This window comes from Clostridium sp. NkU-1 (assembly GCA_001312405.1).
This window is the reverse complement of record BBDR01000016.1, coordinates 62,573-75,046: the sequence shown is the minus strand read 5'-3', so window position 1 is coordinate 75,046 and position 12,474 is coordinate 62,573. Positions and strand designations below refer to the sequence as shown.

16 protein-coding genes and 1 pseudogene are annotated in these 12,474 nt (G+C 40.6%); 7 read left to right on the top strand and 10 right to left on the bottom strand.

Features of this window, described 5'->3' with window-relative positions:
• The first annotated feature begins 1 nt into the window (after nt 1).
• The 7 genes from JCM10519_RS32185 to JCM10519_RS19795 all read left to right on the top strand — a co-directional run bounded on the left by JCM10519_RS32185 (nt 2) and on the right by JCM10519_RS19795 (nt 4,101).
• Nucleotides 2-583, top strand: a complete 582-nt coding sequence (locus tag JCM10519_RS32185; RefSeq protein ID WP_347844873.1) for an ATP-binding protein — start codon at nt 2-4, stop codon at nt 581-583.
• A 300-nt stretch (nt 584-883) separates the two neighbouring features.
• The gene (locus JCM10519_RS19815) at nt 884-1,129 is read left to right on the top strand and encodes an ATP-binding cassette domain-containing protein (protein ID WP_054741343.1); all 246 of its coding nucleotides are present in this window, start codon (nt 884-886) and stop codon (nt 1,127-1,129) included.
• Nucleotides 1,101-1,619, top strand: coding sequence for an ATP-binding cassette domain-containing protein (locus JCM10519_RS19810; RefSeq protein ID WP_054741342.1), 519 nt, complete (start codon nt 1,101-1,103; stop codon nt 1,617-1,619). Before JCM10519_RS19815 ends, JCM10519_RS19810 begins: the two co-directional genes overlap by 29 nt.
• Nucleotides 1,620-1,756: 137 nt before the next feature.
• Nucleotides 1,757-2,440 (top strand): ABC transporter permease subunit, encoded by a 684-nt coding sequence (locus JCM10519_RS19805; protein ID WP_054741340.1) that lies wholly within the window; start codon nt 1,757-1,759, stop codon nt 2,438-2,440.
• 14 nt (nt 2,441-2,454) lie between these two features.
• Nucleotides 2,455-2,784 carry a hypothetical protein gene (locus JCM10519_RS32180; RefSeq protein ID WP_347844872.1) on the top strand — a complete coding sequence of 110 codons (330 nt, stop codon included), beginning with the start codon at nt 2,455-2,457 and terminating at the stop codon, nt 2,782-2,784.
• 22 nt (nt 2,785-2,806) lie between these two features.
• On the top strand, nt 2,807-3,322 hold the full coding sequence (locus tag JCM10519_RS32175; RefSeq protein WP_347844871.1) for a MetQ/NlpA family ABC transporter substrate-binding protein: 516 nt from the start codon (nt 2,807-2,809) through the stop codon (nt 3,320-3,322).
• A complete protein-coding gene (locus tag JCM10519_RS19795) occupies nt 3,322-4,101 on the top strand; it encodes a DUF169 domain-containing protein (protein WP_054741338.1) in 780 nt (259 codons plus the stop codon). The genes JCM10519_RS32175 and JCM10519_RS19795 overlap by 1 nt, the downstream gene beginning before the upstream one ends.
• Nucleotides 4,102-4,298: 197 nt before the next feature.
• Here the strand turns inward: JCM10519_RS19795 and JCM10519_RS19790 are convergent, their stop codons facing one another.
• The 10 genes and pseudogenes from JCM10519_RS19790 to JCM10519_RS32165 form a co-directional block, all read right to left on the bottom strand.
• On the bottom strand, nt 4,299-4,559 hold the full coding sequence (locus tag JCM10519_RS19790; RefSeq protein WP_054741336.1) for a GlsB/YeaQ/YmgE family stress response membrane protein: 261 nt from the start codon (nt 4,557-4,559) through the stop codon (nt 4,299-4,301).
• Nucleotides 4,560-4,838: 279 nt separating this feature from the next.
• Nucleotides 4,839-5,651 carry a hypothetical protein gene (locus JCM10519_RS19785; protein WP_347844870.1) on the bottom strand — a complete coding sequence of 271 codons (813 nt, stop codon included), beginning with the start codon at nt 5,649-5,651 and terminating at the stop codon, nt 4,839-4,841.
• A 25-nt stretch (nt 5,652-5,676) separates the two neighbouring features.
• Complete coding sequence (locus JCM10519_RS19780; protein WP_054741334.1) at nt 5,677-6,213, bottom strand: hypothetical protein; 537 nt, start codon at nt 6,211-6,213, stop codon at nt 5,677-5,679.
• A gap of 89 nt (nt 6,214-6,302) precedes the next feature.
• On the bottom strand, nt 6,303-6,863 hold the full coding sequence (locus JCM10519_RS19775) for a HAMP domain-containing sensor histidine kinase (RefSeq protein WP_347844886.1): 561 nt from the start codon (nt 6,861-6,863) through the stop codon (nt 6,303-6,305).
• A 340-nt stretch (nt 6,864-7,203) separates the two neighbouring features.
• Nucleotides 7,204-7,617 carry a hypothetical protein gene (locus tag JCM10519_RS19765; RefSeq protein WP_054741328.1) on the bottom strand — a complete coding sequence of 138 codons (414 nt, stop codon included), beginning with the start codon at nt 7,615-7,617 and terminating at the stop codon, nt 7,204-7,206.
• Between the two features lie 46 nt (nt 7,618-7,663).
• On the bottom strand, nt 7,664-8,308 hold the full coding sequence (locus JCM10519_RS19760; protein ID WP_347844869.1) for a response regulator transcription factor: 645 nt from the start codon (nt 8,306-8,308) through the stop codon (nt 7,664-7,666).
• A 392-nt stretch (nt 8,309-8,700) separates the two neighbouring features.
• A pseudogene (gene ascB / locus JCM10519_RS19755) lies at nt 8,701-10,131 on the bottom strand (6-phospho-beta-glucosidase).
• A gap of 1 nt (nt 10,132) precedes the next feature.
• Nucleotides 10,133-11,539, bottom strand: coding sequence for a PTS transporter subunit EIIC (locus tag JCM10519_RS19750; protein WP_347844868.1), 1,407 nt, complete (start codon nt 11,537-11,539; stop codon nt 10,133-10,135).
• A 169-nt stretch (nt 11,540-11,708) separates the two neighbouring features.
• The gene (locus JCM10519_RS32170; protein ID WP_347844867.1) at nt 11,709-12,032 is read right to left on the bottom strand and encodes an SIS domain-containing protein; all 324 of its coding nucleotides are present in this window, start codon (nt 12,030-12,032) and stop codon (nt 11,709-11,711) included.
• On the bottom strand, nt 11,992-12,459 hold the full coding sequence (locus tag JCM10519_RS32165) for a MurR/RpiR family transcriptional regulator (protein WP_347844866.1): 468 nt from the start codon (nt 12,457-12,459) through the stop codon (nt 11,992-11,994). The genes JCM10519_RS32170 and JCM10519_RS32165 overlap by 41 nt, the downstream gene beginning before the upstream one ends.
• Nucleotides 12,460-12,474 lie beyond the last annotated feature (15 nt).

The window sequence follows — 12,474 nt, the reverse complement described above, 5'->3', positions numbered from 1 at the left end:
GATGCTGGAACATGCAGAGGAGCTTCGGATCATACGCCACGATTTCAGGCACCACATCCACGCTCTTCTCAATATGGACAGGAACGAACAGAGGAAATACCTCCTTGACTTAAATAAAGAACTGGATACCTCAAGGGAACAAAATTACTGCGAAAACCCTGCCGTCAACCAGATCCTTCAGGAATATGGCATCCGCTGCCAGGAAAACCAGATAGAATTCATGGCTGGCCTGGATATATCCGCTCATATCCCCATTGATGACCTGACCCTTTGCATTGTCATAGGAAACCTGTTGGAAAATTCCATGGAAGCCTGTATGAAGCTTAAGGAGAACCGCTTTATCCATTTGCAGGCAAGATGGATGCAGGATCACCTGATGATGCTGGCGGAGAATTCCTATAACGGTCAGATCAAAGAAAGCGGAGGAAAACTTTTATCCAGCAAGCAGGATGGCGGCCTGGGACTTTTAAGCATCCGCAGGATATTAAACCGGCCCGGTGATGATTTTGACGTATACTTTAATGAAACCACCTTTACAGCCATGGTAAATATCATGGACCGCTCCAGTATTTCATTTGAATAGGCATAATCCTGAAATTCATCTGCAATACTTCCACCAGCCAGTAATAAACCTGGATTCTGCACTTGAATCATATATAGAAATTTTCTATTAATATACTTTATCTATAGCATATTTCAATTTGACTATTTTATATGGCTGCGGCATAATAAAATAGTCAAATTGAAACAGCAGTCTGATACAAAATAATCGACATCAACAGATTAGGGGCAGCCGTGATTGAAATAAAAAACATAAGTAAAACCTTTGGAGATCTGCAAGTTTTAAAAGATATCAGCCTGACCATAGAAGATGGAGAGGCATATGCTGGTAGGGCCAAGCGGAGTTGGAAAATCTACACTTTTAAATTGTCTGGCCGGACTGGATTTTTATGAGTCCGGCTCTATTATTGTGGACGGTGTGTGTCTGGAGTCCCTGGGAGAGAAGCAGGCAAGGCTTTTCCGTAAAAATATGGGAATGATTTTCCAGAACTTTTCCCTGGTAAACAGAAAAAAATGTATACCAAAACATTGCTCTCCCCATGGAGTGCTGGAAGATTCCAAGATCTGATATCAAAAAAAGGGTCTATGAGCTGGCAGAGATGGTAGGGCTGCAGGACAAGCTAAAGGCCAGGCCTTCCGAGTTAAGCGGCGGGCAAAAGCAGAGAGTCGCCATTGCCCGGGCTCTGACCATGAACCCCAAATATATACTTTCCGATGAAAGCACCTCCTCCCTGGATCCCAGCATCACCGCCTCTATTTTAAATCTTCTGGATAAGATACGAAAAGAAACGGGCATTACTCTTATCATGGTTACTCATGAAATGCCGGTGGTACAGCAGTTTTGCAATAAAATGACAATTATGGAGGCCGGAAAAGCAGTTGTCTCCGGAAATGTAAGAGAGCTTTTCTTCCAAAAGCCTCCTGCCCTGCAAAAGCTTCTTGGGATGAAGGAAGGAGAAATGATTCCCGGATCAGGGTCAACCTTATATTTGAGCTTTCCTTTGATTCCCTGCTGTGGGAGCTTGGAAAATTGCTGGAAAGACCTTATACCATGGTAAATTCAGACTTTTTTTGAATTTCAGAACCAGAAGTATGGCAATGTAACGATAAATATAAATGCAGAAGATTTGCCCGTTTGTGAGAACTATCTTAAATCTCACGGCATCGTTTACCGAACCGAGAGGAGGGCCCTTTGATGAACACCATATCACAATGGCTGGAAAGATCCTATTTACTGCAATATCTTCCTACGGTAATCCTACCGGCTATCTTAGCTACCCTTCAGATGGTTTTTGTCTCTGCCGTTTTATCCATCTTTTTCGGTATGATCCTGGGCATTATTCTCTTTATCACAGACAAAGATGGGCTTTCTCCCAATCGAACAGTGAATTATGTCCTTGGAAAGATAACGGATATTATCCGGTCATTTCCCACCATGATATTGATTGTTGCCGTTGGTCCATTGACCAGACTGGTGCTTGGAACAAGAATCGGAGCGGAAGCTGCCATATTTGCAATTACCATCGGCTGTACGCCCTTTGCAACCAGAATGACGGAGAATTCCCTCCAGACAGTGGATCCTCAGCTCATAAAAGCGGCCAAGGCCTTCGGTGCTTCCAAGCCCCAGATTATATACAAAATCATGTTAGTAGAGGCATTGCCAAGCCTAGTATCCAACTTCACCCTTATGATGATCAACATGCTGAATATGACAGCCATGGCAGGAGCCGTGGGAGCCGGCGGTCTTGGGGCTGTCGCCCTGACATACGGATACCAGCGGTTTGACTATGCAATTATGTATTTTGTAGTTATCATTCTTATTTTGTTCGTTCTTCTGATCCAGGGATTAGGAAAAATGATATATAGCAAGCTGAATTAGCAAAGGAGAAAATTATGAAAAAAAGAACTTTATTTTTAGCTTTAACTGCCATGCTGGCAATCGCAGGCACAGTAGGATGCGGAAAAAATGATCTCCCGCCGAAAGCAGAAGAAGCCACTCAAAGCGCAGAAAACCAAAAAGAAGCTTCTAAAAAAATTGTAATTGGCGGAACCTCTATATCCAAGGTTTACTACGATGCCATTAAAGATATTTTCGAAGCAAACGGTTACGAAACAGAATTCAAAACCTTTGATTCCAACCCGGTGGTTCTGGAAGCATGTGCAAGCGGAGAGACGGACATGGCTTTGGGACAGCACAAAAAAATTTGTTATGAGCTACAATAAAAATAACAATGCAGATCTTGACATGGCAAAGCCATACGCCATGTATACAGGAATCGGCCTGTATTCTGAAAAACATTCCTCAACCGCAGAATTCCCTGACGGTGCAAAAATTGCAGTGATGAATGATGCCATGAATGAAGACATTGCCCTTCGGATTCTGGAAAGCCAGGGTCTGATCAAATTGAATGCGGACCAGAAACAGGCAACCGTCGCCGACATCGTGGAAAACCCCAAAAAACTTGAAATCATTGAGATGGATCAGGGACAGACAGTGACCACTTTATCTGACGTAGACGGTGCATGTGTTTTTTTTACCCATATGGCTGCAGCAGGTAAGGATGCATCTTCTTATATTGCAAGAGATACTTCCATGATCAATTATCCCATGGGTGTCATTGTACGGAAAGAGGATGTGGATTCCGACTGGGCTGCTGCCTTTGCAGAATGCTTTAAAGACCAGACTGTTCAGGAAAAGATAAACGAGGCATTTCCAAATGTATTTGAATTCTATACAAGCGACGATCAGGTAAATGAATAATGTCTGACCATTGGAAAGAAGATGTTTCAAAATTATATGCTTCTCTGGACCTTGCCCGTAAGGCCGTAGGAGTAAAACTGATTGAAACAGAAGCCGAATTTCAAAGCGTGGAAGCGGTATTTCCTCAAAAGCCCATCCGTTACTGTCAGATGGTGAAAGGAGCCAGCGCAGGGCACAGCATTAAGGCCAATGCAAGCTCTTTCTCCTGCCAGAGCGGCCCAAGAGTCCTTGGAATCAACCAGGCCGATGAAAAGAACGCTCACGGAGAAAACTGGGCCAGATTAGGTCTTTACTCCAGCCTGGAATTAAGTGCGCAGGTGCGGGCAGGACTTTCCTACTCCCAGCAGCCCATGTACGGAGTGCTGGTACAGCCTTTAGAAAAATATGAGGAAGCGCCGGATGTGGCCGTGATCGTGGCCAATCCCTACAATATCATGAGAATCACCCAGGGATACGCTTATTCTTACGGCATGCCTGGGAACATCAATATGCTGGGCAATCAGGCCGTCTGCCTGGAATGCTCCGCAAGGCCATATGTGACCCAGGACATGAATATTTCCCTGTTATGCATCGGTACACGGCATCTGGCCTGTTGGGGAAAGGATGAGATGGCTGCCGGAATCCCTGCATCAAGGTTTTCCAAGGTAGTTGACGGAATTTATCAGACCATTAACATCATGGAAGATGATGAAAGCAAAAAGAGGATTGCAAAGAATTTTGCGGAATGCAACATTCCATTTGATATGAAATATCAGTATAATTACTATAAGGATTGTTAAGACAGGTTTAAGATCCTGCAAAAAACAAGCATGAAAATCACCAGGAAAACCGGTATTTTTCATGCTTGTTTTATGTCCTGGCTTTTATCACAAAAGAGGTATATCAAATAATCTGTACTGTATCATACAGTCTATTTGACATACCCCTTTTGCTAAACATGAGTATTCAGATCGCTACAGGATATTTTTTTACTATTTTACTCAGTCTTTTGTCTTCTCACTGCATTTACAATCCATAATAAAATAACGGAACCAACGATAGAGACGATCAAGCTCCAGACATTAAATCCGGTAATGCCGGTTCCTCCAAGAAGGTTCATTAAAAACCCGCCAATTAAACCGCCGATGATCCCTACCACGATATTGGCGCCAGCGCCCATACTTTTATTATTACCAGTGAACATACTGGCAATCCAACCGGCAAGAGCACCAATAATAATCCAACTTATAATTCCCATCGTTTATTACCTCTCTTTAAAAGAATTATTTATAATGAAATTCATCATTATTTGTGTAAAACCTGTCAGTCAATAAATTCAAAAAAACAAATCATTTTGAATTATTATAAAACCAAATAAGCATCCTCGTAAGACATACGGGATACCATGTATAAGTTTTGTCCTCACCAGGTATTTATAGTTAGTTTGTACCATAATTGTATTTTTTTATACACAGCGTAAAAAAAGGTGCTGTTTCCAGCACCTTTTGGATAATAAAAGAACCAATGATCTCATTATTTACTCTTGACTAAGATTTATTCCCATGATTCCTGCCTGCACTTCATTAATCCTGTCATTGGCAATAATTGCTTTCCCCTTTACACCCTCCAGACTATTTATTATCTCTCCATCCGGTACATTGGAGTAAGCACCATTCTTAAACTTCAATACAGAATACTGAGCCTTGTCTTCGTAATAATACGGAACAATTAATTCATGATATCCATTTTCTAACTTATCACTGACAATGATTGGTTCGTTGATTAATGTAAATTCCTGGACAACGTGCAGCTTTCCACCATTTTCGGATAACAGCAATGCACTGCTTCCACCGGAGCCACTGGTATAAGGACCTGTTACCATTACAAATATTTCATCCTTACCATCATCATTTAAATCAATATAGTTATAAAAATAATTTGTCGTTTCATAATATTCCTTCGGTACCTCCATGTCTTCAATGATCAGATCTCTTAGTTCTTTCAACGGTTTTGACTCCGCCTTCATGCCTGATATGCCTTCCGGTAACTTCAGCATTGGTACTTCATCGGTTCCGCTGTTATTGGCAGCCGATGTTTCTTTAGAGCCAGCATTTTCAGAATTTGTACTTTCTGACTGGGCCGGCTCTTTCTGGGTTACTTCCTTTGTTATTTCTGCAGACCCAGTATCCTTTTGTGTGCTTAATGCCCTATTTCCGCAAGCACTTATGGACAATGTTGCTGTAATTACAAGGCTTCCTAATAGCAGCATCCCGTATTTTTTTTGTTTTTCATCTGAATATCCTCCATTTGTTTTTAGGTTATACTGTATTCTCACAAATAAATGTAACAAACTTGTATTATGCCTATGGGTTTTTTTAATATTTTTCCCACTGCATTTCCAAAATATCATCTTTTTCTCCTACTGGCTGAATGAACAATATCTTGCCGCTTTCCTCTTCCAGAGTGATTTGATATTTGATATCCTTTATTGTCAAAGAGCCTTTCCAAATGAGTATGGAAATTGATGGTGTCTCTGGGTCAATTAACAGGTAAGGACTGATATCAATCTCTCTTAATATGGGACCATATATACTCATCTCCAAAACGGGAATTTTACTCAGTTCCCGAAAGCACTGTCTGCGTGCCTCATATAAACTAAACCTGTCTCCGGTTTTAAGTTCAATATGCTTTAGGTTTGCATTGCCGTCACTTAACAGCTTCATTTTTTCATCTAGTGTTAACATATTATTTTCTGTTTTATCCATCTGAAAAACGTTCATATCCATTTCTTTTATCTCACTTAACAGCTTCCTGTCCTGATATTGAAAATAAAGATATGGAAAAATCAGGATTCCCAAAGCTAAGACAGCTGCCTTGGCCAGATATAATACATAGTCAAATGTCCTGTTCATCTATATTTCCTTTCCACATCATTGTCACCGTAGTCCCTTTACCCACTTCACTCTCAAACAGCATCTCTCCTTTATGGATACTCATAATATTAGAACAAATAGCTAATCCCAGGCCTGCTCCCCCATCTGCTGGAACGGGATTTATCCACCCGGTAAAAGGCTTCCTGAATTTTCGAAATTTCCTCTTTTGGCATTCCCAGCCCGTTATCCGTTATTGAAATCCACACATTACCGCCCTTACAGCCGGTTTCAATCGTAATCTCACCATTCACGCCAGCCGCTTTTCCGCCATTATCTAATATATTTAATAAAACATTTTTCATAAGTTCCATATCTGCTTTTATAGGAAAATCTACAGAAGATTTTTTTACGGCAATTTTCTTTTTGTCAAAAACGGGTTTCATTGCTTCCAGGGCATCTTCCAACAAATTCTGTACTGTACTAATGGTATAATTAGGTATTGCATTCTTTTCTATTAACAGCTGCATCATTCTGTTAGAGAGTGCCTCCAGTCTCTTTCCTTCCGAAATAATATAATTCACGGCATATAGGAAATCCTGTTCCTCCATTTTGCTTCTCTTTATTAAATCTGCATATCCTATCATGGCAGTAAGAGGCGTTCTGATTTCATGCGCCAGACTTCCCGCCAGTTCTTCCTGCTTTTTTTGCGGTTTCCTTCAGCAACCGGATTTTTTTCTTCTAATTGCTCCGCCATACCATTAAAATCGGAGCCAGAATGCCAACTTCATCCTTTTCCTTATATTCCACTCTCTCAGAGTAGTCTCCTGACCTGATTTTTTTTACCGCATAAATCAATTTATGAATTGGTTTTGTTAACTTTATAACATTGACAGCATTGATCAATGCGCTTATGGCTCCCACAATAATTATGGTTATAATAAATATTTTTTTGCTGCTCTGCTTTCTCCAGAAAAATCTGTGTAAGCTCTTTATGAACCTCTATTATAACAGGTCGTCCAAGCAGTTCTGTCAGAACCGACATTTGTAAAAAAAATAACCCTTTGCATTCTTTTCCACACGGTATACTATCCTATAAAGAGATAATTCATCACTCTTTTTATCTAAAAATCCTGCATCATCGTTCTGAAATAGTACCTTTCCACTTTCATCGGTTATTCTATAGGATTCTCCAGACCAATTATCTTTCAAAATATCAATTGCTTCCTCAATGCTTTTCATTGGTTCTTTGTACAATGTACTGCTGTCATTGGCAAGCAATGTCACCAATTCCCGATGAATGTTTTCGATATTTTCTTTTTCCCTCTCAACCTCCAGCGAATATGCTTTATGGAATGTCATTGACAACAGTGCAACCCCTTCTAATGTCAATGCGAATAGAACGACCAGAAATGTATTTGAGAATATCTTCCAGGAAAGCTTCATCTACTCCTCCAAACGGTATCCGATTTTAAATACCGATACCAATTGATCATATAAATCTAATTTTTTTACGCAGCCTTTGTATATGCATATCAACCGTTCTGCTATCTCCAGTATACTCCCCTTCCCATACTCTCTCATAAATCTGCTCCCTAAATAATGCTAAATTTTTATTGTTAATAAATAGCACCAGTAATTTAAACTCTTTCTCTGACAATGTAACCTCCTGTTCATCCTTTGTTACCTTGTGAGATGATACATCCACAAAAATATTTCGATAAGACAAGATCTCATTTATTTTATAATACCGCCTGAGCACGTTTTCAACCCTGACTTGCAATTCCTCAATTTGAAAGGGTTTTGTCAGGTAATCATCTGCACCTAACTTGAAGCCCTTTACTTTGTCCTGCACACTTCCTTTTGCAGTCAAAAATATTACCGGGATCTCCATGGGGCGGATAAATTCCATTAATTCAAATCCATCGGCCTTTGGCAGCATGATATCCAGAAGAATCAACGAATACCTCTTTTCCAAAATTTTATTTGCTGCCTCTTCCCCGTCATAGACCTGTTCGCATTCATACCCCATCGTTCTCAAGCTTAGCTTGATAAAATCAGATATAGGTTTTTCATCTTCCACAATTAAAATATTATGCATTATTATTTCCTCTCTATCCAGCATCCCTTTTCCCATTTGATAAGTCAGATCCAGAAACTAATTTATGGTATCTGTTTTTTTCTTATCATCTCATATTGTTCTCCTTAATATATAAAAAAACATATATATGTATCAATCTTGTAAAAAAACCGGCACGCAACATAATCAATGATAATACGTGATTTTATAAATTTCAACAAAAAAGACCCCACACTCTCATGTGAAGTCCTTTTTATCACCGGGTGCTCTTCCCGGCTGCAAATGCAGCTGAAAAAATCATCCCGATTTGTTTTAAATTTTTATATACTCTTTATCCTGTCTGCAAATCCTCATAAATTAAGGTTTTACTTTATTGAAAAAGACAGAAGCGCTATTTATATACCATTCATACCATCACGCTTCATCAGCACTTATTAGCTGCTTTTCTGTCAGTCTATATCATTTCCATTGCTTTCAATTACCTTTTTATACCAATCAAAAGATTTCTTTTTTTCTCCGCTGCAGTGTCCCGCTTCCGTCGTCTGCCTTGTCCACATAAATGAAACCATATCGTTTGCTCATTTCTCCTGTAGAAGCAGATACAATGTCAATACAGCTCCAGACCGTATACCCCATTAACTCCACTCCGTCGTCCATGGCTTCTTCCATTGCCTGGATATGGTTTCTTAAATACTCGATACGGTATTCGTCCTGTATGCTTCCATCCTGTTCTATCTCGTCTTTGGCACCTAAACCATTTTCAACAATAAACAAAGGTTTCTGATAACGATCATACAACTGGTTCATGGTAATGCGAAGTCCCAACGTCAATGCTCCAGCCCCACCCGCTTGTTTTTAAATAAGGATTCTTTACAGAACGGATAATATTGCCATCATTTGATGCTTTATCACTCATATCCGCGGCCACGCAGCGGCTGGTATAATAGCTGAAGGAAATGAAATCCACCGTATTTTTTTAGAATCTCCAAGTCTCCCTTTTCCATGGCAAGGCTGACTCCCTTATCACGAAAGAGTTTACGGGCATAAGACGGATAAGCTCCCCGAACCTGTACGTCAATAAAGAATAAATTTTCCTGTTCTTTCTTCACAGACTCCCAAACATCCTCAGGATTACAGGAATAAGGGTAAAAACTGCCTCCTGCAAGCATACATCCTACCTGATTGCCAGGATCCCATTCATGTGCCAGCTTCGTGGCCAAAGCACTGGCTACTAAAATATGATGTGCGGACTGATAGGTGACCTGAGCTTTATTTTCCCCATCCTGAAACGCAATTCCCGCACCGGAAAAGGGGCTGTGTAAAATAATGTTGATCTCATTAAAAGTCAGCCAGTATTTTACTAATCCTGAAAACTCCTTAAAACAGGTTTCCGCATAGCGCAGAAAGAAGTCTAAAACCTTTCTGTTTCTCCACGAACCGTATTTTTCCACCAGTCCCATGGGAGTATCAAAATGACACAGCGTTACCAAAGGTTCCATACCATATTTTTTTACACTCCAGAAACATATTGCGGTAAAAATCAATTCCAGCCTGGTTCGGCTTTTCCTCATCCCCAACAGGGAAAAGCCTTGACCAGGAAATAGAAGTACGAAATACTTTAAAGCCCATTTCCGCCATTAAAGCAATATCCTCTTTATAATAATGGTAGAAATCAATTCCCTTATGGCTTGGGTAATATTCCTCTTTCTGCAATTTGGGACAAGGAACCTTCCCTGTCTTTACTTCCAGTCTTCGCACACCATGAGGAATTACGTCAATATTACTTAACCCCTGCCCCCTTCACGAAAGGCGCCTTCCGCCTGATTGGCGGCAATGGCCCCTCCCCAAAGAAAACCCTCCGGAAATTTAAACTCGCTCAAATTATTCCTCCTCTTCCGGAATATCCTTAAAACCGATCACTAAGGTCAGTACAAACGACAATACAATAGATAAAATCGTAATACCTGCAATCCAGGCAATACTGGTTCCCGGATGTTCCGGATCAATAAACTGCACTCCTGTTAAAACACTGGGGGAAACCATGGAACGGCTGGCAAGTCCCCCGATTCCCGCCAAACAGCCGCAAACAAATCCTGTAATCAAAGACGCAATCAAAGGACGTTTTAAACGAACTGCAACACCGTAAAGCGCCGGTTCCGTAGTTCCTGCAATCAAAGCAGAAGACGCTGCCGCAAGAGCAGTTTGACGAAGCTCCCTGTTTTTGGTTTTTAAAGCTACTGCCAGGGAAACTCCGCCCAGGGAAAGATTAGCCCCTATTTCAGACGGCATAACGGTTCCTTCCATTCCTGTATCAGAAATTGTCTGCAAAATAGTAGGTGTAAACACCCTGTGCATACCAGTAATAACCAGTAAAGGCCAGATTGCACCCATAATACCAACTGCCAGGAAACCAAGTTTGGCCTGTACAAAGAATACAAATTTAGAAATTGACGTACCAATAAAATTCCTGCAGGTCCGATGATTAAAATCGCAATAGGAGCGGCAATTAAAAAAAATCAGCATTGGCTTTAAGAAATTTTTCGTCACTGCCGGTGTAATTCTGTCAACGCCCCGTTCAATATAAGATAAAATCCAGGTCATGCAGATTGCCGGAATTACTGTATAAGTATATTTTACGGACGCTATGGGGACCCCCAGGAAATGTGCCGCCGTTTCTCCAACCGTTACAGCCTCCATCAAACCACGGAAATCCGGATGAATTAAAGTTCCCGCAATGGCAATGGCAAGAAACATATTTGTTTTAAATTTCCTGGAAGCAGAAGCTGCTACCATCACAGGTAAGAAATAAAAGGCACCGTCACCAATGGAGTTAATGATCTTGTAAGTGTCGCTGTCTGCTGACAATATGTTTGCCATAGCCAACAGCATAACTAACAATTTTACCATGGAACCGCCGATAATTGCCGGAATTAATGGAGACATGGTTCCCACAATGGCATCTAACATGTTATTTCCGATTTTCTTCAGGGTCAAAGGTTCTTTCTTTTCTCCCCTTGCAACTTTACTTTCTTCCCCAAAGTCACCTAATTTTAAAACTTCCTGATAAGCAGTTCCCACATGGTTTCCAATAATAACCTGTAATTGTCCTCCCTGCCTTACAACTCCCATAACGCCGTCAATGGCTTTGACTGCCGCTTCATTTGCCTTGCTTTCATCTTTCAGGACAAATCTTAAACGGGTCATACAGTGGGTAAGGCTGGAAATATTGTCGATTCCCCCAATATGTTCCACAATCGCTTTTGATACAACCGCATAATCTCTCGCCATATTTACATTCCTTTCTTATCAGTTGATGATTTTACATCGTTTACGCTGATTGTGATTATACTGTTTATCAAGTTCCTTGTCATCAATTCCAGGGCGTAAAAAACAAGTGACGGAAATTCTCACTTGTTTTTTCTACGTAACAGTATGTTTTTTTAAATTCTCAAATTTCCTAATTTAAAGTATTGTCCGTTCCTTCGGAAGTATACCGATACAGCTTCTTTCCCAGCCGTTCCACAATACTGATGGCAGGCATTTGAGTGGTAATATCATAGATCTTTAGGCGCATATAAGTTACATAGTAAGCAATGTTATAATCGGATAATTTCGCCGCCGTACAATTTTCCGTATTGGTCACACTTAAAATCTGGCAGTTTTGTTCCTTAAAACGGATCACATGGCCAATGGTATCGTTAGACTCTCCGGAAACTGAAAATACAATGACCAGGGCATTTTCAAAAAAACCTGCTTTCTGTGGGATAATGAGGTTCGTCAATATAAAGACAAAACTTTCCCATACTGGAAAAATACCTTGCCCCATATTTAGCCACAATTCCAGACATGCCGCTGCCCACAAAAATTATGTGGTTTGCACGGACAATCACTTCCGTCAGCATTTCCAGCTTTTTCTCAAATTCTTCCGAAGTGGTTTTCTTTAAAAAGTCAATGACTTCCGTTACATCATCCGCGGCATGCAATTCTTTTCCCTTGTCAAAATGCTGCTTTAACTTTATCTTAAACTCGGCATAACCGTTGCAATCCATTTTCTTACAAAAACGCAGCACCGTAGAGGTGGAGACATGGGCTTCCTGAGCCAGTTCCCGAATTCTCATGTATTTTACTTTATCATAGTTTTTCGTCACATATTGATATACTTCCATTTCCAGATCATTCAGTGACTTAACCTGCTCCACTCGAAACATCCCTGTGTCCCCTCC